Genomic DNA, 22,952 nt, shown 5'->3' with positions numbered 1-22,952 from the left:
GTATTACACGGGTCAGATTGAATTTCTCATTAGTCGAAACTTGGGCGGATAAATACGGATCCAATCAGAAACATGAAGATTATCCTGATTCTGAAGCTGAAAGGGGTCCCCATCGGCTACACCGGTGGCTGCAAGTCATCCGGGGCCGCCATCTTTTTTTCCCACGACGACGAAGAAACCGTACAGATCATTGACGGGGCTCGGGAAGACGGTGTTGCGGTAATTTCACGCCTCAAACAAATGCGTCCATTCACTGCCGCGACCAGGAGCTTTCAGCAGTGAAGCTGCACAGTCACGAGTCACTTCGCGGGCATATTCCGCAGGAAACTTTTGCCGCCACAGTCCGCGAGGCGTGGCGTCTTTCACCCCGCTACAGGGAGGCGCTTTTGGCGCATCACGCACATTCCAATGACAGGCCGTCGCTGATCAAAACCCTGTCAAAATTCATCCTTGACCTGAAACAGGAATGCGGGTTTTTGTCGGCAAATGATGGGGTGAAGATACTCGACGTCGGATGCGGCAACGGTGAGGTCGCAGGGCGCCTTCTCGCTGCCCTGGGGTTTGAAACAGAAGATTCTGCCGCCTATGTGGGCATTGACCGGAGTGACGCAATGCTCGCTGAAACAAGGACAGGAATTCATGCTGAAACGGGGACCGGCATTCATGTTACCCTCCTGCGGCGTGACTATGCCGACTGTAACTGGAACGACCTGTGTGGCGGGACCTTCCAGGGCTTTCATCTGGTCTGGCTGATACACAGTGGTTACTATCTCGAGAGTGGCCATAATCGTTTTCTGGAATCTCTGGAGGGCATCACACGGTCCGACGGCCTGATCGTCCTCATGCACAATCCCGAAGGGAATGACCCCTATCGTGCCGCTGCTGAACGCTTGGGCATACCGGCTTATGCGTTCGACTATATGCGGGAGATTCGGATGCCGCGTGTGGAACCATTGATATACGATGCACTGCGTAATGATCCGGGGACACTCGATGAATTCGAGAGGCGTTTCGCAGGATCACAAGGGGCACGGGCTTTCCGGCTAATGCTGGAATTTTATCTCCCCGATTATCCCCTGGAAGAACTCCCCGGGCGAGAGCGGGCGGAATATGTTGACAAGTGGCGGCGCCATATAGAGGAAGAGGACGGACGTTTTGTAAACGCACACCAGATGCTGGTGCTGCTGCCGCGTAAACACGACGCCGCTCTGAAATACGGTGTTCAATCAAGTTTCGAAAGGAGAAAGCGATGATAGATACCGAACAGGTCTACTTCGACAACGTAGCGAAGGGTTACCAAGAGATGGAAACGGGCTCCGCACCCGTACGCCGCTATGTGGAAGCCTATACCGCTCTGAAACTGGCGTACCCCCTAGAGGGGAAATCCGTTTTAGACGTCGCCTGCAGTGATGGGTTCTTTTCCAGGCTCCTGAAACGGGGCGGCGCCCGGATGGTAACGGGCATCGACCTTTCACCGCAGATGATCGAATTGGCACTGGCTGCGGAGCAGGTGGAACAACTTGGCATCGAATACCGGGTGGGCAATATCCTAGGAAATGTAGAGCCTGGCCAGTACGACCTGGTTTATTCATCCTTCGTGCTTAGCTATGCGAAGGACCCGGAGGAATTGGTGGCCATGTGCCGTGCCCTCTACCGGCAGCTCAAGCCCGGAGGTCTGCTCATCAGTATGAACGACAATCCGGACATGCTCAAGGATTCCGTCGAAGGTTTCAGGAAATACGGAAAAACAAAGCAGATAGAGCCGGACTTGGTGGACGGCGCGACGATCACCGTAACTTGGGAGGCCAATGACGGAGCCGGACAGATAAAATCCTTTTCCTTCGATTGCAGGTACTACGCCGGGAAGACCCTTGTCTGGGCCATGGAACAGGCGGGCTTCACAGACGTACGGATTCATCAGGCCGAGGTTTCACCGGAAGGCCTGGAAAAGTTCGGTGCGGAATTCTGGAAGCTGTTTCTTCAGCATCCGTTGCTGGTTTTTATAACGGGAGGCAAGGGTGAAGGCGCCTGACAGTGGGGCGCAGGTCCTACCTTTGCGGTGACGGGGTTTTCGTTTAGAAATTGAGGAGACCGGGAATATGGCGGGAAAACCGAAGAAATATTATGCCGTGGCCAGGGGGGGGAAGGCCGGGGTGTATGACGCCTGGTTTGGCCCGACGGGGGCTGAGGCGCAGGTCCGCGGTTTTGCCGGCGCCGTGTACAGGGGGTTTTTCACCAGGGACGAGGCGGAACGATGGCTCCAGGAGCAGGCCCCCGATTCTTCCTTTTCCGTAGAGGATGTGCCCGCCATGACGGGGGAAAGAGGGGACTTCCCGTCTGAAACCGTTCATATTTATACCGACGGCAGTTGCCGGAAGAATCCGGGCCCCGGCGGTTATTGCGCGATTATCGATGCCGGGGACCGGCGGACGGAATTGTCTGGCGGTTATCGCCTGACGACGAACAACCGCATGGAACTGATGGCCTGCATCGCCGGATTGAAAAGCCTGGAAGAACCGTCCGATGTGATTGTCCACAGCGATTCCCGCTATGTTGTGGACGGGATGACAAAGGGCTGGGCGGAGAAATGGCGGAGCCGCAACTGGATGCGAACGAAAACACAGGCGGCCGAAAATGCGGACCTCTGGTCCTGTCTTCTTTCCCTGTGCGATCGACATCGGGTGGCCTTTGTCTGGGTCCGGGGACACGCCGGGCATCGGGAAAACGAGCGGTGTGATCAGCTCGCCACAAAAGCCGCCGACGGCGCCGACCTGGTGGAAGATCTCCCCTTCATCGAAGGCCGCACGAAATTATCCCACCCTTTGCCGGGTTGACCGCATCATCAGTTAAGTCATGCCGGATATGGCGCCCCGGCGCAGCCATTCCACGTCATTGCAGGGCTCGGCATATGCGGGAGTCATTGATCAACCCGCTGATTTTACTCTGGTAAACGGATGGGATGGTCTCATAGGGCCACCCGGAAGGCAGGGTCAGGTCTTCCATTAAATTTTTGCCGGCCGTCTTTTTTTGATTCCGGTTGAAAACCCCGGCTTCGACATGGACGAAGAGATTCGACCTTTCCGGCGTGTAGGCCGCGGGGATATAATCGCTGTACCATTCCCTGATGACGAGTAAAAGGAGGCGGTCTGTATCGGCGGCCTTGAACCCGGCCAGGGCCGCTTCCCTGGAATTCACGGCGGCGGTTTTCAGGGGCGTGACCTCGAAACCCCGGGCCCGCAGCGAATCGGTTATCGTATGGAGCATATCCTCCGCCAACGGCGCCCCGCTTTCGGTCCACATATCGAAGGGATTGCCGTATCCGCCTCTGATGAGGCCCACGTAGCTGGGATCCTTTTCCTTTTTCAGGATATAGGGCCGTTCATCCAGCACGGCCACGGCAATGGACCGGGAGGACGAGCACGTCAGATCATGCAGCGTCGCCGTGTACCTTATGCCGCGGGGACCACAGCCGACAGCCAGAAAAACAATGAGAATCATCACCGTCACATATGCCCGTCTCATGTTCATGCCCCTTTCCTCACGGGTATTACAGCCCGGTCCTGTTCGTCGGTCCGACGTAAAGCGTCCCGAACGGACAGCGACAGGACATACCGATGTTCCTTCGCACAAATCGTGGCATTTATCAAGGGCCCGGTACGAAGGTCCGACGCCCTCCCACGGAAGGCCCGTTTTCAGGCGGACCTGCTATGTGTGTCAACACCCTCAGGGAACACAATCCCTGCCTGTGATATCAGGATCGGATGATTGACATCCTTGCTTATGTGTAGTATGAACCACACTGATTTTCTGCCGAGACGGCATCGGTTACAGAGTCTAAACCTGAAAGGGGCCTTCGGCCCCTTTTTTACCCTGTCTGTGAAATCCAAAGCGGAAAATAAAGAAAATAATCGGGAGGATTTATGAAACTCATTCTTTTGGGTGCGCCGGGCGCCGGCAAGGGCACGGTGGCGAAACTTTTGACGGAAGCGGACGGTTCGGTCCAGATTTCCACGGGCGACATTCTCCGGGCGGCGGTCAAGGAGGGGACGGAACTGGGCAAACAGGCCAAAGACTATATGGACCGGGGCGATCTGGTGCCGGATTCCCTGATCATGGACATCATGGGCGTCAGGCTGAAGGAGAAGGACTGCGAAAAGGGGTTTATCCTGGACGGCTTCCCGCGCACCATTCCCCAGGCCGAGGGTCTGAAGGAGCTCCTGAGAAAACTGGATATCCGTCTCGATTTTGTCGTGAATCTCGAGGTGCCCCGCGACGTGATTCTGGATCGCCTGACCACGAGGAGGACCTGCTCGAACCCCGACTGCCAGGAAATTTACAACATCAAGAGCAACCCACCGAACCCCGACGGAACATGCAAAAAATGCGGCAGCCCCACGATCCAGCGGGACGACGAAACGGAAGAGGCCATCCTCAACCGGCTGGAGGTGTACAATCGGGAAACGGCCCCGTTGATCGGCTTTTATTAAAAGGAAGGTCTTCTGAAGAACTTCCTGTCCGTCAGCAGCATGGAGACGGTCGAAGCGATCAAGGGGGTTTTGTAGGAGCGGGTCCGTAAGCCCCGTGCTTCAGGCGGCGCCGCCCGTCGATGCCGCCTGTCGGGGTCCGTCATCTGAAATGATCGATTATAGAAGAGAACTGAACGACGAACAGTACGACGTCGTGATGGAACCGGGTGGCCCCCTCCTGGTCATTGCCGGCGCCGGAAGCGGGAAAACCCGCACCCTGACCTACCGGGTTACCCGTCTGATCGACGAGGGCCAGGATCCGGGGCGGATCCTCCTGGCGACCTTCACGAACAAGGCGGCCCGGTCCATGGTCGGCCGCGTTCAGTCCCTCCTTATGCGGGAGGTGCCCCGGCTCTGGGGCGGCACTTTTCATCACATCGCCCACCGGATACTCAGGACGAATGCCGAGCGGGTCGGCTACAACCGCCGGTTTTCCATTATCGACGCCGAAGACGCCCGCCAGCTGATGAATACCTGCCTGGCGGATCGGAAGATCCCGTCATCGACGAATGATTTTCCCAAAGGAAACGTTCTGACCGATATCCTGAGCCTTTCCGTCAACACGGAAGAGAGCCTGGAAAGCGTCATCTCCGGGCGCTATCCGTTTTTCATCTGCCGGCTGGGGGAGATCGAAGGCGTTCTAACGCACTACCGGGAACGTAAGAAGGCGCTGAACCTCATGGACTTTGATGACCTGCTGTTTTTTTGCCGCCATGTCCTTCGAGACCATGCCGACGTGCTGGAGCGGTACAGCGGGCGCTTTCTTCACGTCCTGGTCGACGAGTATCAGGACACGAACAAAATACAGGCCGAAATCATCGATCTTTTGGCCTCCGGACATCGGAACCTGATGGTGGTCGGTGACGATTCCCAGAGTATCTATTCCTTCCGGGGGGCGAACTTCGAGAACATTCTGCGGTTTCCCGACAAATATCCCGACTGCCGTTTGTTCAAGCTGGAAACCAACTACCGGAGTACGCCGGAGATTCTCCACCTGGCTAACCTCTGCATCGTTCAGAACCGGCGGCAGTTTCATAAAGAGCTGCGTTCCATTCGCGGCGGCGGTATCAAACCGGTCGTGGTTCCCACAAGAAACGTCTATCAGCAGGCCGAATTCGTCGCCCAGCGGATTCTGGAACTGAGCGGCGACGGCGTGCCGCTTTCGGAAATTGCCGTCCTGTACCGGGCCCATTATCACTCCATGGAACTGCAGATGGAATTGACAAGACGACGTATCCCCTTTGAAATACGTTCCGGTATTCGATTCTTTGAACAGGCCCATGTGAAGGATGTGGTTTCTTATTTGCGGATCATGGACAATCCAAAGGATGAACTGGCCTGGCGGCGTATTCTGGGCCTCTATCCCAGGATCGGCAAGGCCACCATCGAAAAAATCTGGAAGTTCCTGGCCGTAGAGGCGTCTCCCCTTCAGGCAATCATGGAAGACGCGTTCCTCAAGCAAATTCCAAAGGGGGCCGTTCCGGGGATCGAAAAATGCCGTGAAATATTCCATCGAATGGACGACGGTTCCGAGCCGCCTGACCCCAGGGAGGCCGTGGAGCATGTCTTGCAGCACGGATACGGTGATTACATCCGGGGGAAATACTCCGATTGGTCATCCCGGGAAGATGATCTGGTGCAGCTCGCTGTTTACGCGTCGAAGTTTACCGACCTTGACGCCATGCTCAGCGAACTGGCCCTGATGAGCAATACGGGGGAACAGGAGGGAAGTGAAATCGAGGATGTACCGTCGGACCGGGTTATCCTCACCTCGATTCACCAGGCCAAAGGGCTGGAATGGTCCGCCGTATTCGTGCTCTGGTGTTGCGAGGGGATGATTCCCCTGGCGCGGGCGCTCAACGAACCGGATGGGGAGGAGGAAGAACGCCGCCTGTTCTATGTCGCCGTGACACGGGCCAAGGATCGGTTGCATCTTTGCTGTCCCCTGTACGACCCTAACCGGGGTATGGGTTATCTGCCCCTTAGCCCTTCCCGGTTCATCCGGGAGCTGTCATCGGTTACCCAGTGCAACCGGGAGAATCCTTTTGACCAGTGGCTGATCGAAGAGGTCTATCAGTAGGGTTCGATCAAGTTTCATCGTCCTGTCGGCGGGGGCGCGGAAGTCCGTCCGGCGGAAGAGCCGACGGACTTCTTTTTTCTATTTGACTATTTTCAACGATAATTCCATCAGCTGTTCTGCGTTTACCGTGGAAGGCGCATCGGTCAAAAGACACAATGCCTTTTGGGTCTTGGGAAAGGCGATGACGTCTCGCAGGGATTCGGCATGGCTCATGATCATGACCAGCCGGTCCAGGCCGAAAGCCAACCCTCCGTGGGGGGGTGTGCCGAATTCGAGGGCGTCCAGAAGAAACCCGAATTTGAGGCGCGTTTCTTCATCCGAAAGGCCGAGGACTGCAAAAATTCTCGCCTGTACATCCTGTCGGTGGATCCGAATACTTCCGCCGCCGATTTCGGAACCGTTGAGGACCAGATCGTAGGCCCGGGCCCGCACCTTGCCCGGGTCCGTCGCCAGCAGCGGCAAGTCCTCCATGACGGGAGAGGTGAAGGGATGATGGGTCGAGACGAAACGCTTTTCCGCATCACTGTACGCCATCAGGGGGAATTCCGTAACCCACGTGAAGGAGAAGTCGTCCGGGTCGATCAGATTCATCTTTTTCGCCAGGGAAATCCGGAGGTTGCCCAGGACGTCGTTGACGATTCCAGGCGCGTCGGCGGAGAAAATGAGGACATGGCCTTCCCTGGCCCCCATGTGTTCACCGATCTGTCCGACCTCTTCCGGTTTCAGGAACTTGTAGATGGGGGAGGTCCAGTCTTCCGCGTTGATCCGTGCCCAGGCGATACTCTGGGAACCATGGGTTGCGGCGAAATCCCTCAGCCCGTCCAGGTCTTTCCGGGAGAGCCGTCTGCCCTCGTCCACACGAATCGCTTTCACCGCACCTCCGGTTTCGGCAGCCTCCCTGAACATATTGAACCCGCAGTTCTTCACGATGTCCGTCAGGTCCTTCATTTCCATGCCGAAACGGGTATCCGGGTTGTCCCTGCCGAAGCGTGCCATGGCGTCCCTGTAGGGGAGACGAGGAATGGGCAGGGGCACATCCACGTTCAAACAGGCCTTAAAAATGTGAGCCATGAGCCCTTCCATGGCGGTCATGATATCGCTTTCATCGCTGAAGGACATTTCCACATCGATCTAGGTGGACTCGGGCTGGGGGTCCGTCCGGAGATCCTCGTCGCGGAAGCATTTCACGATCTGATAATAGCGGTCGAAACCCGAGACCATCAGGAGCTGTTTAAAAATCTGGGGCGACTGGGGGAGGGCATAAAACGTTCCCGGATTGACCCGGCTGGGCACCAGGTAATCCCGGGCGCCTTCGGGGGTGCTCTTGGTCAAAAACGGCGTCTCCACCTCGATGAATTCCTGGGACTGAAAATAATCCCGGGCGGCGGCGGCGACCCTGCTTCGCAGGATCAGGTTGCGCTGGACATCCGGTCTCCTCAGATCGAGATAGCGGTACTTCAGCCGGGTGGTTTCATTGACCTCCTGGCCTTCTTCCAGACCGAACGGCGGGGTTTTCGCTTCGTTCAGAACCTCCAGGTCCGTTACCACCACTTCTATTTCACCCGTAGCCAGATCCGGGTTTTTCATGCCTTCGGGTCTTCGCCGGACCCGGCCTGCCACGGCCAGGACATACTCGCTCCGGATTTTCCCGGCCTCTTCATGGACAGCCGACGAGATTTCGGGATTGAAGACAACCTGGACAAGCCCCTTCCGGTCCCTCAGGTCCACGAAGATAACTCCGCCGTGGTCCCTGCGGCGATGGGTCCAGCCCATAAGGACAACTTCCCTATCGATGTCCGCGGCGCGCACATCACCGCAGAAATGGGTTCTTTTCCGCTCGCTGATGAATTTTACCAAAGTTCTTGCCTCACTTTCCCAGTTCCATAAGGGTGTCTTCCAGCCGGTCCAGGGGGATGGATCGCTGACTGCTGCTTCGCATATCCCGTAGTTCGCCCTGGCCGGATTCCATTTCCCTTTCACCCAGAATGAGGGTGTAGGGACTGCTCAGCTTGTTCGCCTTTTTCATCTGGCTTTTGAGGCTTTTCCCGGTGTAATCCATTTCGGCCTGCACGCCCCTGAGACGCAGGCGGTTACAGAGGGAAAACGCGTACTCCTGGGCTTTGTCGCCGAGTGCCGCGACAAAAAGCAGAGGCACGGCCGGCGGCTCGTTTTGTTCTTCCGGCAAAAGGGCCATGAGGCGCTCAAAACCGACGGCGAAGCCGATACCGGGAATATCCGGACCGCCTAGGTCCCGGACGAGTCCGTCATAACGCCCGCCCCCGACGACGGCGTTCTGGGCTCCCATGTCGGGAATCGTGACTTCGAAGGTGGTTCGGGTGTAGTAGTCGAGTCCCCGGACCATTCGGTGGTTGATGCGGTAGGGTAGGCCGAACAGTTCCAGGGAAGACTGGACCCTTTCGAAATGGTTCCTGCAGTCATTGCAGATGAAATCCAGGATGTTGGGGGCGTCCTCGATGATCCGGGCGCAGGTTTCATTTTTGCAGTCGAAAACCCGCAGGGGATTGGCGTGAAGCCTGCGCCGGCAGTCCGCGCAAAGATCGCCCTCCGTGTCACGCAAAAAGGCGATGACCCTTTCCCGGAAGATGGTCCGGCATTCGGGGCATCCCAACGAATTGATATCCAGGTTCAGATTGCCGAGTCCCACCCCCCTGAGGAAGTGGACAAGCATCAGGATCACCTCCGCGTCGATCCGGGGGTCGTCGGCACCGAGAACCTCCACATTGATCTGGTGGAACTGGCGATAGCGCCCTTTTTGGGGGCGTTCCCGGCGGAACATGGGGCCGATGGTGAACAGGCGCGTGACGGCGTTCCGATTGTACAGATTATGTTCGATATAGGCACGCAGCACCGAGGCCGTCGCCTCCGGGCGCAGGGTAAGCCTTTCCCCGCCTCTATCGCTGAACGTGTACATTTCCTTTTCCACGATATCCGTGGTATCGCCGATTCCCCGGGTGAAAAGTTCGGTCTTTTCCAGAATGGGGAGCCGGATTTCCAGGAAACCGAAGTCCCCGAATATTTTACGGGCGAACTGCTCAATTTTCTGCCAGTTCCGGCTTTCTTCGGGCAGAATATCCTTAAAACCTTTAACGACTGTAATCGGTTCCATCATAAATTATCTTTTCAATCTCAATAGTTTAGGAAACGGATGGCCCATTGCGGGTTCGAATCTCCAGTGGTTCAGGGGATACCGTCCGCGAAAACGCTCCGCAGATTTGGAAGCGATGTGCCTGACGGGAATATGGGATTGACCGCCCAGACTTTCCCTCCCGGCAATTTTGATGAATTCCCAAAAAATCAGAATTTACCGCTTTTCAATCACGACCGTTTCCCGGGTTTTTTGAGGCGGTCGATTGTTATGGAATGAACATTTTGACGCGGGAAACCGTTATCACAGGAGCGAAAAAAAGGCAATAGCAGAACATGGAAGGTCTTCCCTGGATAAGCCTCCGTTTGGCTTTCAATTGCCATTGGATATGAGGGTAGAATTTTTATGCCCTGACCGTCCCAGATGGACGTTCCGTCCGTGAGAAGGGTGACCGCGCCATCATGATCGGTCTGGTAGATTTTTGCTCCCCTTTCCCTGTAGCGTGAAATCGCTTCCGGGTGAGGGTGTTTGTATCGGTTATCAAAACCGCAACTGAAAATGGCAACGGAGGGTCGGACGCGATCGAGAAAGGCAGGCGTGCTGGACGTTCTCCCCCCATGATGAGGTGCCAGGATGATATCGCTTTTCAGTGGTTCAGATATGCCTGTCAGTCTTTTTTCGGTTTCGGCGGCAATATCCCCCGGAAGAAGAATGCCGATATCGCCGAAACGAAGGTGCAGAACGAGGGAACGGTTGTTGGTCTCGTTAAACGTATACGGGACGGCAATGCAGCCTGAATCGGACGGCAACGGGTTCAGGACTTTTACCTGGAGGAGGCCGATTCGGCGTTCCTTTTGCCCGTAGGAAAGGATCCGATGGACCAGACGCTTTTCCTCGATGATTTCCCTGAAGTGCCCGTATGGTTCACAGGGCGACGGATCCCCATTGCTCCAGACCTCGCCGATGGTAAAGTGTCTCAGAATGTGGATCAGCCCGTTCAGATGGTCGGGATGGGGGTGGGTCAGGACGACAAAATCGATTTTCCGGATCCTTTCCCTCAGGAGAAAGGGGGCCACCACATGGCGTCCAACGTCAAAAGTGCTTCCTTCGAAGCCGCCTCCGTCGATCAGCATGGTATGGCCGCCTGGAATCTGCACGAGAGCGCAGTTCCCCTGTCCGACATCCAGAACGGTCAATTTAAGAAATTTGGGCGATTCCGCCGATAGGTAGCCATATAGAACCGTGAATGCGAGGATCGGAATCAAAACGAGCAAGGTGGCGTGAACGGGAAAGGGCATAGAGGGGGTGACGCCACGTTCCCTGGTGGAACGCCTTTTGATAAATGACGCACCATAAAGGGTCAACAACCCCAGGAGCAGGTAGTACGCGATGATTTGCAGCCAGGTCGGGGAAGGGATCAGGATCGAGGCATTCGGCAGGGAAGAAAAAAAATTGACAAAAAAGACGGATATTTGGATAAGGTAACCGGCTCCCTGAACCAGAAACCGACAAAAGGATTCCCACAGGGGATAAACGATGATCATCAGGAGGCATAACGGGGTGGTCAAGATGCCGAGAAAGGGAATTACCGCCATGTTTGTCGGCAGAACGACCGGCGAGAGGGTTTGAAAATGATGGGCGATGATGGGGAGGGTACCCAGAGTCGCGCTGATCGAAACGAGGAGGAAGAGATAGAATTTCTTCCCCCAGCGATGGAGCAGCCTACGGAGGACCGGTTCATCTTCTTGCGAACGTTCGCCATACCATCCCTGCAGCTTCGGCGGGATGTACAAAATGGCGGTAACGGCGGCGAAAGAAAGCTGAAAAGAAGGATCGAACAGAGAAGAAGGGGACAGGACCAGGATGAGGATCGCCGCCAGGGCAAGTGCATTCAACAGGTCTTTCGGTCTTCTTATCATCAAGGCCGTCATGAGGACCACCACCATGATCGTTGCCCGGATCACGGAAATGCCCATTCCGGCAACCCCCGCGTAAAGGAGGATCAATGGGAGTGACAACGCGTAGGACACCTTTGTAGCGTTCCACATCAGAAGCGTGCGAGGGAAAAGATTCAGAATGGACCGGAAGAAAAAAACGGAGAAAAAAGCGATCATTCCGACGTGGAAGCCGGAAATGGTGATAATGTGGGAGGTCCCTGTTCGGTTAAACCGATCTCTCAGGTCATCCGGTATCGTTTTCTGTTCCCCCAGCAGCAAGGCCAGGATGATCTCTTTCTTCGGTGAACTCGTATGATCGGTAATGAATTCTCGAAGCCGTGTGCGATACGTTTCAATACCCGTTTTCAGGATATTCCCCAGGTTCCGCCGTATGAGAATCATATCGGTGCGGTTATTGATGCTGGCGCGATGAAAAATCCCCTGGCGGTGCAGGTACTTCCTGTAATCAAAGCCGCCCGGGTTGTGGAAGTTCCGGGGTGGAGTCAGGCGTGCGCGAAACTGGACATAGTCGCCGTAGTGGAAAATGTCCGGAACATAGGCGGTCAGCAACACTTTCCCCGGAATGTCCGAAGTGGTTCCGTCACCCAGGAGCCGAACCTCGGAGAGGACGTATCTGATCCGGCTCGGCAACATCTGCGGAGTCTGGCTGATGTACCCCTGGTAAACTCTTTTTTCTTGCAAATATCCGGACTTTGGCGTGGTCTGTGTCGGGTTCGGAGGGATATGGGGCGATGCGCAGACCAAACCGGCCAGGAGGATGCAGAGATTCAGACAGAGATAACCCGACAGGTATCGTTTGAATTGAAAAGCAAGGAACAGGCCCGTTAAAGGGAATAGCATGAAAACAAGGACGGGCGTTCTCGAGGGAAGGGAAACAAGGTCGCCCAGAATGATTCCAGCCGCATAGAACAGGAAAAATATGATCAACGGCCGTTCCTTGAACAGGGCTGTTCGAAGAAGCATGGATTGGATGACTGCACCGACCTGAGCCAAAGGGCATCCCCTTAAACTGGAACGGGGGGGAGACGACGCCGTCTTCTGAAATAAAGTGTCTGGATGACAGGAAGAAACAAAAGGAAAGATTCCATCAATCGAGCCCCCCGTGATTCATTTTACGCCCGGATTGACAAGGATAAGAGAACGTGTGCAACAAATACGATATGTAATTATAACATAACGGTATATAAGGTAAATGAAAAATTATCTTTGGTTGCGAGTCGAAGGGACGTCATCGGAGTGGGATGAATACAGCGCATCCCGGCTGCATTGGCTTGTGGTGGCCCGAATGGGTATCCTGTTTTTTTTGCTTATGCTGGCCTTCCTCATGGAGACCAGGATATCCGAGCCGTTGCCGCCCCATTCCATGAGACTTTTCTACGGGCTCATTATTTTTTCTTTTGTTCTTTCGCTCTCATATTTTTTCCTGATTCGCTTCATCCGCAACCTGACGTTCCATGCTTACCTGCAGGCCCTGTTCGATATTATTCTGGTGACCGGTCTGATCTACGTAACGGGTGGGCTGCGCAGTATTTATTCTGTTTTTTACCCTCTGGTGATCATTTATTCGGTGGTCTTCCTTGGTCGGCAGGGGGGATTTGTTGTGGCGTCCCTGGCGAGCATATCCTACGGTGTCTTCGTCAATCTCGAATTTCACGGCCTGATCACTCCGCTGCAATGGCAACACGAGGCGGTCACGCCCGACGCGAGTCTGAAATACGGCGGCAATGTTTTCTTCCGTGTGGTTCTGCATATTCTTTCCTTTTATCTGATCACATTGCTTGCCAGCTTTGTGGTCGTTCAGGAGAAGAGAACGCGAAAGCTGCTGAGGGAAAAGGAACACGCCTTTGCCCAGTTGGATTCGCTTCACCGGAGCATTATCGAGTCCGTGCAGACGGGTATCCTGACGGTCGATCTCCGGGGCCGGATTCGGTCGTTTAACCGGGCGGCGGAAGAAATCACGGGATTTCTCACGAGGGATGTGCTGGGAAAACCCATAGAGGATGTCATTGCGGAATACGGGACGATCGTTTCCGAGAGCGAGAACATCAATGACAATGAGGGCGGAAGGCACAGGGTGGAAATTGTCATGCAGAACAGGCAGAACCACCCGTTGATTTTGGGGTGCTCCCTGTCACCGCTGAAGGGAGACGATGAAAGGCCGATTGGTTATATCCTTATTTTTCAGGACATCACCAAAATCAAGGAAATGGAGCGGGCTTACGAAGAAAGCCGTAAAATGGCCTACATCGGTGAAATGGCGGCCATCCTGGCCCATGAAATCCGCAACCCTCTGGCTTCGATCAGCGGGTCTATCCAGGTCTTGAAAAACTCTCCGAATCTGAGCGGCATGGATGAACGCCTGTTGCGGATCATGTTGCGGGGAAAAGATCAGTTGGAAAAGTTCATCAAGGATTTTCTCGCCTTGTCACGCCCCACCGTCGGTGTCCCCGAGCAGATCCATGTTGCTGCCATGGTGGATGAGATTCTCGAATCGGTTAAATTGGGGCCGTTTTGGCACGAGGGCATTGAAATAGAAAAAACCCATCCTCCGGAAATGACACTGACGGCAAACAGAACGGAATTACACCAGCTTTTGTGGAATCTGCTCCTCAATGCCATCCAGGCCATGCCTGATGGAGGGCGGGTCAGTATTGACCTTGCTGTGGAACAGAAACCCGATAATCGTCACTGTTTGAAGGTTCGTGTCGCGGACCAGGGAGTGGGCATCGAAGAACAGGACATGAAGAAGATCTTCCAGCCCTTCTTTACGACCAAAGATCAGGGGACAGGTTTGGGACTGGCTATTGTGAATCGTATTGTGGTCGTGCATGGCGGTGAACTCAAGGTGGATAGCGTTCCCGGTCAGGGGACCCTATTCACTCTGGATTTGCCCGTATCAGGATAAGGGAGGCATCCGTGGCGAGTATTCTTGTAGTCGATGACGACAAGGGCATCAGGGAACTTCTGGAAATCGTTTTGACCCAGGAGGGGTACGAAGTAACGTCTGTCGAGGACGGCTTCAAGGCACTGGCGAAGTGCCGCCGCCAGAAATATGATCTTATCATCACGGACCTGAAAATGCCAAAGATGGACGGCATTGAATTCCTCAGCGCCGTAAAGGAAATTTCTTCTGAATCCCTGGTCATCCTGATTACCGCCTTCGCCTCCGGCGAAACAGCCGTCAGGGCCATGCAGGAAGGAGCCTATGATTACCTGGAGAAGGATTTCGACATCGAGGATCTGAAAAATATCGTCCAAACCGCCCTGGAGAGGAAGGGGCTGAAGAGGGATGAAGCCGAATTTATCAGGGAAATTGAAGAAGCGGCCTCCTTCAGGGGCATGATCGGTAAAAGCCGGGAAATGCAGAAAGTCTATGCCACGGTAAAGAAGGTGGCGGGCACTCTGGCCAATGTGGTGATTCTTGGAGAAAGCGGAACAGGAAAGGAACTGGTGGCCCGGGGCATTCACGACAGCAGTCAAAGGGCGGAGAAGCCCTTTGTTGTCATCAATTGCGGGGGTATCCCGGAAAATCTTCTTGAAAGCGAACTCTTTGGATACATGAAGGGGGCCTTCACGGGGGCTCACACAGACAAGCCGGGTCTTTTTGAAGTTGCCCATGAGGGCACGCTCTTTCTGGACGAGATCGGAGAATTACCGCCCCTGCTTCAGGTCAAGCTTCTTCGGGCCGTTCAGGAGAAGTCTTTCCGCCGCGTCGGCGGCACCGAGGACATCACGGTCGATGTCCGCATCATCTCGGCGACGAACAAGAACCTGGAGGAGCATGTCCGGATGGGTCTCTTCCGGGAAGATCTTTATTACCGTTTGAATGTGATCCCCATCAACGTTCCCCCTTTGCGAAACCGGCAGGAGGATATTCCCCTTTTGACCAAACACCTGATTCATAAGTATTCCATGGAATTTGGCAAGGAAATTCGAAATATCTCTTCGTACGCCATGGAGTTGCTTATGAAGTATCCCTTTCCGGGTAATGTCCGTGAACTGGAGAATATCATCGAACGAAGCATTGCTCTGGAAACCTCCAATATCATTCTGCCGGAGAATCTTGTTTTAAATAGCAATGAACCCGTTGCGGAGCGTACCCTGGCCCGGTTCGACGTACCCGATGAGGGGCTGGATCTGGATGAGGAACTGAAAAAAATCGAGCGGACTTTCATCGAGAAAGCACTGCAAAAGACAGGCGGTTCACGGAAGAAAACGGCAGAACTCCTGAAAGTGACCGCCGATTCCCTTCATTACCGCATGGACAAACTGGATATGCGCTAAATGTGCGAATTTTCACTTGACAGAGTCCCCGGTTTTCTTGTAAGGACGCTAGTCAGGAGATTGATTGATGAATATTGTGTTTGAAGAACGAGCCGATTTCGACAGATTTTTCGCCTTTTTTAGCTTTAACGGCGTGGTCTGCCTGTACGGCTCCTGACTTCTTTAAGCATGGATGAGTCGGGCCGCGGGCAGATCGGAAACTGTCCGCGGCCTTTTTTTTACCCGCGGAACGCCCAGCGGAATCTTGGACCCCTAAACCACACAAGGAGGAAAGGAATCATGGGTAAGACGTTAGGGAAAAGTCTTTTTGGGGCCGTCCTGGCGCTGATCTTTCTTACGGCGCTCTTTTTGCCGGGAGCAGTCTGGGCGAAAAAAATCAAGGTTGGTGCGGCCATCAACATGACCGGGCCCGCTTCCACCTGGGGCAAGTATCACGCCAAGGGTCTGCAGGACTATTTTCGGTATGTCAACGAAACCAAAGGCGGCGTTGGAGGCCGGCAGGTCGAGATCATTCTCGTGGATACGGCCTACAAGGTGCCGGAGGCCGTGGCGGCGGTCCGCAAGTTTTCCGTTCAGGACAGGGTGGACATGATCGCCACCTGGGGTGCCGGAGAAGGCCTTGCGGCCAAACCCATCATTCAGAAGTATCGGATACCCACCATCAATTTTTCGACCAGTTGGGAGATCCTCCAGGATCCTGTCGCCTACATGTATCTTCCCTTCGGCAGCTACAAGATGGACTGCTACGCCATTCTGGAGTATATCCGGACGATCCACAGGGGGAAGAACGCGCCAAAGGTCGGTCTTCTGACTTACAACAACGCCTATGGCCGCTCCATTCATCAGCCCAGCCAGGAATATGCAAAGAAAATCGGTATCGAGATTGTTACCGTGGAGGCGTTTCCGCCGAAGACCGTCGATCTTTCGACGGAGCTTTTGCGCATGCAGAGCAAAGGCGTCGAATATATTTTTCTCCAGGTTCTGCCCGCGACAATCGTCACCGCCTTGAAGAACGCCGATCGCATTAATTATAAGCCGCAGTTCTTCGGTACCTGGACTTCGACGGATCCGGATTTCTTCAATCTGGGCAAGGGCATCATTCGGGATCGCCTGGCGATTCAGTTTCCCGGTGGCGTGCCCTCCGATAGGTCCCAGGGAGTAAAAATCATGGAGGAACTCTGGAAGCGGTACAAAGCAGTCGATGATTTTGATGCCGCCTATTGGGAGGGGGTGGCCGTCGGCATGATCATGGAAAGGGCCTTTGTACGAGCCCAGGAACGATACAAGGTCGTAAAACCCGAAACCATCAACAAGGCCATGGAATCATTCCGGAGTGAGAACTTCTGGGGTCTGATTCCGCCGGTCACCTATACCCCGACGGATCACGGCGCATCGTTTACGGCGCGGATTATCCGGGTCGGTGAGGATGGTTCCTTCACGCCCCTTACGAATTTCTATGTGCCGGGCAAGGAAAAAATCAAGTTGATCCAGGGAAAAAGCAAAGGGAAATGAAAGCCTATCGCGGGGAACCGTCGATATATAAAAACCGGGCCGCCGACAGAAAGAGGGCCGAACTCGACGTTGCCGGCGTCACCCTGACCTTCGGCGGCGTCGTGGCGCTGAAGGATATCGATTTTCAGGTGCGAACGGGGGAACTGGTCGCCGTGATCGGTCCCAACGGTGCCGGGAAAACGAGTCTCATGAACTGTATTACCGGATACTACCGGCCGCAGACGGGACGCATCGCCTTCAACGGCCACGACATCACCCGGATGCCGACGCATGACCTGGTCAAAATCGGCCTCGGGCGGACCTTTCAAAACATCGAGCTGTTTCCCGGCATGACGGTTCTGGCCAACATGCTCCTGGCCAGGCATATCCACATGAAATACCCTCTGTCCGCCGCTTGTCTGTTTTCGAAGAACGTCCGGAGACAGGAGGTATATCACCGGCAGGTGGTCGAGGAACTGATCGACTTTCTGGAGATGCAATCCATACGAAAAACACCCGTGGGATCCCTTCCCTACGGGCTTATGAAGCGGGTGGAACTGGGACGCGCTCTGGCGATGGAACCTTCACTTCTGGTCCTGGACGAACCGTTTGCGGGGATGAACCTGGAGGAAAAGGAGGACATGGTCCGCTTTCTCCTGGAATTGAATCGGGTCTGGGGACAGACGATGGTTCTGGTGGAGCACGATATGTCCATTGTGATGAGTATCGCCAGAAGGGTGATGGTTATGAATTTCGGCGAGAAATTAACCGAGGGGAGCGCACAGGAAGTGCAGAATCATCCGGAAGTCATTAAGGCGTATCTGGGCGACGATTCGTAAACAGATGTGGCTATCCATCGGACGGTCGCAGAAGTTATTTCGCTGGGATGATGTCATTTCGGCGAACGAAACGACGAGAAACCTTGACAAATCGAGGGCGGATTTCTCCCTGTGGTCGAAATGACATGGGGCTGTCGAGATGACACGGGGTGGCCGAAACGACATGGGGCGTTGAAATGGCGATTTTATTTTCGTGACAGCCCCTGGTTTACAGACAAAAGGCGGGTTATTCAGTTTCCATGACAAAAAACTTGACCCTGCCGCAACTTCTCTGCGAGCAGGCGGAAAAATTAGACGCCACATGTGTGGCCATCCGGGAAAAGGCCTACGGGATCTGGGAAACCTGGAACTGGCGGGATTACCAGCGGTACATGGAACAGACCGCACTGGGGCTCCACGCCCTGGGATTCAAGCGCGGCCAGACGGCGGCCCTGATCCTGGATAACCATGCGGAGTGGCTTTTCAGCCAGCTTGCTGTGCAGGCCATGGGGGGTGTGCCCGTTAACCTGTTCACTTCCGCGACTCCGGAGGAACTCGTCACCCTTTTAGGGCGGCTCCGTTCACCCTACGCTTTTGTTCAGGATCAGGAGCAGACGGATAAAATACTCGACAGCCGGACTAAACTTCCCTTTATCAAGAAGGTCGTTTACGTTGACCCCACAGGGATGCATGGCTACGAGGGAAATCCCTTCCTGATCAGTTTCAGGGATCTCCTTAAAGTCGGCGAGGAGACCGGCCGGAAAAACCCGGAACTTTTCGGAAAAGAACTGAAGAAGGGTCGGTCCGACGACACGGCGGTTATGATGCTGACTTCCGGAACGACGGGTATTCCCAAGCTGGCCATGCTGAGTCACCGCAATTTTCTCGCCATGGGGAGACAATGGACCGAGGCCCTGCATATGAACCACGGGGACAACTGGCTTTCCATGGCTCCCCCCGCCTGGATCGTCGACCAGATGTGGGGCTTCGGTATTGCCCTCTGCTCCGGTATGACGATGAATTTCCCGGAACTCCCCGAAACGGTTCTCTCCGATTTCCGGGAGGTGGGACCGTCGGTCATGATTACCTCGTCCCGCTTCTGGGAGGATTTGGCATCGAGAATCAGGGTCCGCATGTCCGATGCGGGGTGGGTCAAGCGCCGATTTTACGACTGGTCCGTCGACGTCGGCAAGAGGGTGGTGGAGACCCAGGCGGCGAAAAAAACGCCCTCTCCGATGCTCCACTTCGTCCATAAGATTGCGAACCATCTGATATTCCGGCCTCTCTTGGACCGGGTCGGCTGCGCCTGTTTCCGGGCGGCCTATACGGGGGGGCATCCAATCAGTCCCGATGTCATTCTCTTTTTCCGCTCCATCGGCCTGAACCTCAAACAATGCTACGGTCTGACGGAAGCCTGCGGCATTTTCCAGGTCCAGCCTGACGGGGAAGTCAAACTGGAAACCGTCGGAAAACCTCTTCCGGAAACAGCGATCCAAATCGCCGAGGATCAGGAAATTCTCGTCAAGAGCGAAGCCAATTTCGTCGGCTACTATCAGGATTACGAGGCGACGGAAAACGCCTTCACCGACGGTTGGCTGAAAACGGGCGACGCCGGTTACATAGACCCCGATGGACATCTTCTCATCATCGGTCGCAAGGAAGAGATCATCCGCAACAAGCAGGGTGACGCTTTTTCCCCCGATTTTATCGAAACCCGTCTGAAGTTCAGTCCCTACATCAAGGAGGCGGTGGTTTTTGGGGAAGGGAAAGGTTTTATCGCCGCTATGATCAACATTGACCAGGACAATGTGGCCAATTGGGCGGAACAGCAGAAGATTCCCTTCACGACCTATATGGATCTTTCCCAGCAGCCGGCCGTGGAGCAATTGGTCCTCAGGGACATCACGAAGGTCAATGAACAGCTTCCGCCGTACATGAAGATCCGGAAATTTTTCCTGCTATACAAGCTGCTGGACGCCGACGATGAGGAACTGACCCGGACGGGTAAGGTCCGGCGACGGTTCGTGTACGGGCTCTATCTGAAACTGATCGAGGGGATGTACGAGGGGAAAAAGGAAATTGCCGTCAAGGGGAAGGTCAAGTATCGGGACGGCCAGGTTGGACAGATCGAAACGACGGTCCGGGTGATTGACGTTATCGTACCGGAGATCGAAAAGAAGGGATCATACCCGGCACCGGGTAAGACGGTTGTCGAGGCGACTTTTTAGAATTGCAGGTGTCATTATTTAGCCGCTTTGGCGGGGAGAAGCCCTGCCGTAAGGAAAGGGTTTCACATTCCTTCGAATAACGGCGTGTAAGAAAAGAGGGGGATTTCTCTTCCCGGTGGGAATGACCGGGGAGAAAATAATGGCCAAACCATGGAAAGGCTTAAATAAATGGAATTCTTTGTTCAACTTTTGATCAACGGGCTGAGTATCGGGTTTCTCTATGGCCTGTCGGCCATGGGCTTCGTCATGATTTTCAAGTCTTCGAGTGTCCTGAATTTCGCCCACGGGGAGCTCCTGGCCATGGGGGCCTTCATTTTTCTGACCCTGGTGACCTGGGCGAATCTGCCCATATGGCTGGCCTTTCTTGTGACGCTTTTCGGCTGCTTTGTCTTGGGTTTCATTGTCGAGCGGCTGTTCCTGCGGCCTCTGATCGGGGAACCCCTGATCTTTGTCATCATGTTGACCGTAGGTCTGGCCAGCATGTTCAAGGGTTTGATGCTCCTTCTCTGGGGGGGCAACCTCCGAACCTACCCGGACTTCCTGCCCCAATGGCTGGGGCTTTCCTTCGGCTACGTCACGGTGCCTCCCGTTTATGTCATGGCATTGATCATCGGAATTGTATTTCTCGCCCTCTTCGGGCTCTTCTTCAAGTATTCCTCCCAGGGGATCTACATGCGCTCTGTGGCGGACAATCAGAAGGCGGCCCTGTCCCTGGGTGTTCACGTCCGGAAGGTCTTTGCCCTGTCCTGGGGGATCGCGGCCCTCGTCGCCGGCATGAGCGGGATCGTTCTTGGAATCATTAACGGGATCAACGTTCACGACTTGAGCGCCATCGGACTCAAGGTCTTTCCCGTCGTTATCCTTGGGGGGTTGGACAGTATCGTCGGCGCCGTCATCGGCGGGATCATCATCGGGCTTCTGGAAACGTTTACGGGAGGGTATCTCTCGCCGTCGCTTCGGGACGGGGTGCCCTACGTCGCCTTAGTCTTCATACTCCTGGTCAAGCCTTATGGTTTGTTCGGCCTGGTCGAGATCGAAAGGGTTTAGCATGAGGCCAAGGTTTCGTTTTCATCCCTGCGGCAACTACAAAGACCGTTACGAAGAGGAACTGACCATTTTCGAAACGGATTTCGGGCGCCTCTGGACGATGGTCGGCCTCCTGGGGCTTCTGTGTGTCGCCCCCTTTGTTTTGAGCCGTTACATGCTCTATATCGTCAATACAATCGGGATCATGTCCATGGCCGCCGTCGGGCTGAACATCCTCATCGGCTACACCGGCTTGATCTCGCTTGGCCATGGCGCCTTCGTCGGCGTCGGCGCCTATGCGGCGGCAATTCTGGCCACCCGCTGGAATCTGCCGATCCTGCTGACGCTTCCTGCGGCGGGGGGCATTACCGCCCTCCTGGGCATGGTTTTCGGCATGCCATCCATACGCCTCAAGGGCCTGTACCTGACCATCGCGACCATCGCCGGCCAATTCATCATCGAATATGTGCTGGTGCATTGGGACAGTCTGACCATGGGCACCATGGGGATCACCCTGCCGTTTCCATCACTTTTCGGGTACGAAATATCCAGTGACCGGGGGTTCTTTTACCTCATCTTCACATGTCTGATACTCATGGTCTTTCTGGCGATCAACTTGATGCGTTCCAAGTACGGACGGGCCTTTGTGGCGGTCCGCGACAACGACCGCGCCGCGGAAGGGATGGGCATCCCGATTTTTCGGTACAAATTGCTGTCCTTCGGGATCAGCTCCTTCTATGCCGGCTGCGCCGGAGCCCTGTGGGCATACTACATGATGAGTATTACCACAGAGCCCTTCAACCTGATGCTTTCCATCGAGTTCATTGCCATGGTGATCATCGGTGGCCTGGGAAGTATCTCCGGGTCGATCTTTGGGGCGGTGTTCATCATCTCGCTGAATGAAATGCTCCGCTGGTTGACTGATTGGGCAATGAACACGGGCACCCTGGGAGACTTCGGCCTCAACCTGGCGCCGCTGCGGGAATTGGTTTTCGGCCTGGCGATTGTTTTATTCATTCTGTTTGAACCACGGGGTATTGCGGAGCTATGGCGGATCGTCCGTTCGAATTTCCGCCTCTGGCCTTTTCCGTATTAGGATGAACACGTATTCACAGGGAGTAACTTTCTGTCGGGGCATGTGTAAGCGGACTGCAACGTCCTCGCAATGGATTCCGGGTCGGAGCCCCGAATGACAAAAAGTTACAGGTGTCATTCTGAGCGAAGCGAAGAATCTAATAGCAACGGCATGTTGAAAGGAAGAGATCCTTCGGCTTGCGTCTCAGGATGACAATGAGGCAAAGCCTCTGCTGGAATGATAACATGAAAAAAAGTGCACCTCCGACAGGGCGCTAGTGCTAGACTAACCCCTACGTTTTAGAAAACATTAAGGAGGTGCACGTGATGAAGTATATCGGAATTGATTATCATAAGCAAT

15 protein-coding genes and 2 pseudogenes are annotated in these 22,952 nt (G+C 54.8%); 13 read left to right on the top strand and 4 right to left on the bottom strand.

Annotation, left to right across the window (positions count from 1 at the left end; translation table 11 throughout):
• Positions 1-72 precede the first annotated feature (72 nt).
• The 4 genes from GX147_03405 to rnhA all read left to right on the top strand — a co-directional run bounded on the left by GX147_03405 (position 73) and on the right by rnhA (position 2,834).
• The gene (locus GX147_03405; protein ID NLN59751.1) at positions 73-282 is read left to right on the top strand and encodes a hypothetical protein; all 210 of its coding nucleotides are present in this window, start codon (positions 73-75) and stop codon (positions 280-282) included.
• Positions 279-1,253 carry a class I SAM-dependent methyltransferase gene (locus tag GX147_03400; GenBank protein ID NLN59750.1) on the top strand — a complete coding sequence of 325 codons (975 nt, stop codon included), beginning with the start codon at positions 279-281 and terminating at the stop codon, positions 1,251-1,253. The genes GX147_03405 and GX147_03400 overlap by 4 nt, the downstream gene beginning before the upstream one ends.
• A complete protein-coding gene (locus tag GX147_03395) occupies positions 1,250-2,032 on the top strand; it encodes a class I SAM-dependent methyltransferase (GenBank protein ID NLN59749.1) in 783 nt (260 codons plus the stop codon). Before GX147_03400 ends, GX147_03395 begins: the two co-directional genes overlap by 4 nt.
• 67 nt (positions 2,033-2,099) lie before the next feature.
• Complete coding sequence (gene rnhA / locus GX147_03390) at positions 2,100-2,834, top strand: ribonuclease HI (GenBank protein NLN59748.1); 735 nt, start codon at positions 2,100-2,102, stop codon at positions 2,832-2,834.
• Between the two features lie 55 nt (positions 2,835-2,889).
• Here the strand turns inward: rnhA and GX147_03385 are convergent, their stop codons facing one another.
• Positions 2,890-3,528, bottom strand: coding sequence for a hypothetical protein (locus GX147_03385; GenBank protein NLN59747.1), 639 nt, complete (start codon positions 3,526-3,528; stop codon positions 2,890-2,892).
• A gap of 392 nt (positions 3,529-3,920) precedes the next feature.
• Here GX147_03385 and GX147_03380 point away from each other — a divergent pair.
• Positions 3,921-4,562, top strand: a pseudogene (locus GX147_03380) (adenylate kinase).
• A 73-nt stretch (positions 4,563-4,635) separates the two neighbouring features.
• A complete protein-coding gene (locus GX147_03375; GenBank protein ID NLN59746.1) occupies positions 4,636-6,606 on the top strand; it encodes an ATP-dependent helicase in 1,971 nt (656 codons plus the stop codon).
• 78 nt (positions 6,607-6,684) lie between these two features.
• Here GX147_03375 and aspS read toward each other — a convergent pair.
• From aspS to GX147_03360, 3 genes and pseudogenes are all read right to left on the bottom strand, one after another.
• Positions 6,685-8,463: pseudogene (aspS, locus tag GX147_03370) on the bottom strand (aspartate--tRNA ligase).
• A 10-nt stretch (positions 8,464-8,473) separates the two neighbouring features.
• Positions 8,474-9,733 (bottom strand): histidine--tRNA ligase, encoded by a 1,260-nt coding sequence (locus tag GX147_03365; protein NLN59745.1) that lies wholly within the window; start codon positions 9,731-9,733, stop codon positions 8,474-8,476.
• Positions 9,734-9,942: 209 nt separating this feature from the next.
• Positions 9,943-12,663 carry a DNA internalization-related competence protein ComEC/Rec2 gene (locus GX147_03360; protein NLN59744.1) on the bottom strand — a complete coding sequence of 907 codons (2,721 nt, stop codon included), beginning with the start codon at positions 12,661-12,663 and terminating at the stop codon, positions 9,943-9,945.
• Between the two features lie 199 nt (positions 12,664-12,862).
• Between GX147_03360 and GX147_03355 the strand changes: the two genes are divergently transcribed.
• From GX147_03355 to GX147_03325, 7 genes are all read left to right on the top strand, one after another.
• Entirely contained in the window at positions 12,863-14,575 is a 1,713-nt protein-coding gene (locus GX147_03355; protein ID NLN59743.1) for a PAS domain S-box protein, read from the top strand.
• An 11-nt stretch (positions 14,576-14,586) separates the two neighbouring features.
• The gene (locus GX147_03350; protein ID NLN59742.1) at positions 14,587-15,954 is read left to right on the top strand and encodes a sigma-54-dependent Fis family transcriptional regulator; all 1,368 of its coding nucleotides are present in this window, start codon (positions 14,587-14,589) and stop codon (positions 15,952-15,954) included.
• Between the two features lie 279 nt (positions 15,955-16,233).
• On the top strand, positions 16,234-17,466 hold the full coding sequence (locus GX147_03345) for an ABC transporter substrate-binding protein (GenBank protein NLN59741.1): 1,233 nt from the start codon (positions 16,234-16,236) through the stop codon (positions 17,464-17,466).
• Positions 17,463-18,284, top strand: coding sequence for an ABC transporter ATP-binding protein (locus tag GX147_03340; protein ID NLN59740.1), 822 nt, complete (start codon positions 17,463-17,465; stop codon positions 18,282-18,284). The genes GX147_03345 and GX147_03340 overlap by 4 nt, the downstream gene beginning before the upstream one ends.
• Positions 18,285-18,523: 239 nt before the next feature.
• Positions 18,524-20,491 carry a long-chain fatty acid--CoA ligase gene (locus tag GX147_03335; GenBank protein NLN59739.1) on the top strand — a complete coding sequence of 656 codons (1,968 nt, stop codon included), beginning with the start codon at positions 18,524-18,526 and terminating at the stop codon, positions 20,489-20,491.
• 168 nt (positions 20,492-20,659) lie between these two features.
• Positions 20,660-21,538, top strand: coding sequence for a branched-chain amino acid ABC transporter permease (locus GX147_03330; protein ID NLN59738.1), 879 nt, complete (start codon positions 20,660-20,662; stop codon positions 21,536-21,538).
• A gap of 1 nt (position 21,539) precedes the next feature.
• On the top strand, positions 21,540-22,613 hold the full coding sequence (locus GX147_03325) for a branched-chain amino acid ABC transporter permease (protein NLN59737.1): 1,074 nt from the start codon (positions 21,540-21,542) through the stop codon (positions 22,611-22,613).
• Positions 22,614-22,952: the final 339 nt, after the last annotated feature.

The organism is Deltaproteobacteria bacterium, assembly GCA_012522415.1.
GTDB lineage: Bacteria > Desulfobacterota > Syntrophia > Syntrophales > JAAYKM01 > JAAYKM01.
Note: the sequence above shows the minus strand (reverse complement) of the source record. Positions and strands in the feature narration are given on the sequence as shown.

Excerpts from the sequence above, each read along its gene's own strand:
- GX147_03325 (NLN59737.1), top strand. The coding sequence starts at position 21,540 with ATGAGGCCAAGGTTTCGTTTTCATCCCTGCGGCAACTACAAAGACCGT.
- GX147_03340 (NLN59740.1), top strand. The coding sequence starts at position 17,463 with ATGAAAGCCTATCGCGGGGAACCGTCGATATATAAAAACCGGGCCGCC.
- rnhA (NLN59748.1), top strand. The coding sequence starts at position 2,100 with ATGGCGGGAAAACCGAAGAAATATTATGCCGTGGCCAGGGGGGGGAAG.
- GX147_03330 (NLN59738.1), top strand. The coding sequence starts at position 20,660 with ATGGAATTCTTTGTTCAACTTTTGATCAACGGGCTGAGTATCGGGTTT.
- GX147_03345 (NLN59741.1), top strand. The coding sequence starts at position 16,234 with ATGGGTAAGACGTTAGGGAAAAGTCTTTTTGGGGCCGTCCTGGCGCTG.
- GX147_03405 (NLN59751.1), top strand. The coding sequence starts at position 73 with ATGAAGATTATCCTGATTCTGAAGCTGAAAGGGGTCCCCATCGGCTAC.
- GX147_03395 (NLN59749.1), top strand. The coding sequence starts at position 1,250 with ATGATAGATACCGAACAGGTCTACTTCGACAACGTAGCGAAGGGTTAC.
- GX147_03365 (NLN59745.1), bottom strand. The coding sequence starts at position 9,733 with ATGGAACCGATTACAGTCGTTAAAGGTTTTAAGGATATTCTGCCCGAA.
- GX147_03385 (NLN59747.1), bottom strand. The coding sequence starts at position 3,528 with ATGAACATGAGACGGGCATATGTGACGGTGATGATTCTCATTGTTTTT.
- GX147_03375 (NLN59746.1), top strand. The coding sequence starts at position 4,636 with ATGATCGATTATAGAAGAGAACTGAACGACGAACAGTACGACGTCGTG.
- GX147_03335 (NLN59739.1), top strand. The coding sequence starts at position 18,524 with ATGACAAAAAACTTGACCCTGCCGCAACTTCTCTGCGAGCAGGCGGAA.
- GX147_03355 (NLN59743.1), top strand. The coding sequence starts at position 12,863 with ATGAAAAATTATCTTTGGTTGCGAGTCGAAGGGACGTCATCGGAGTGG.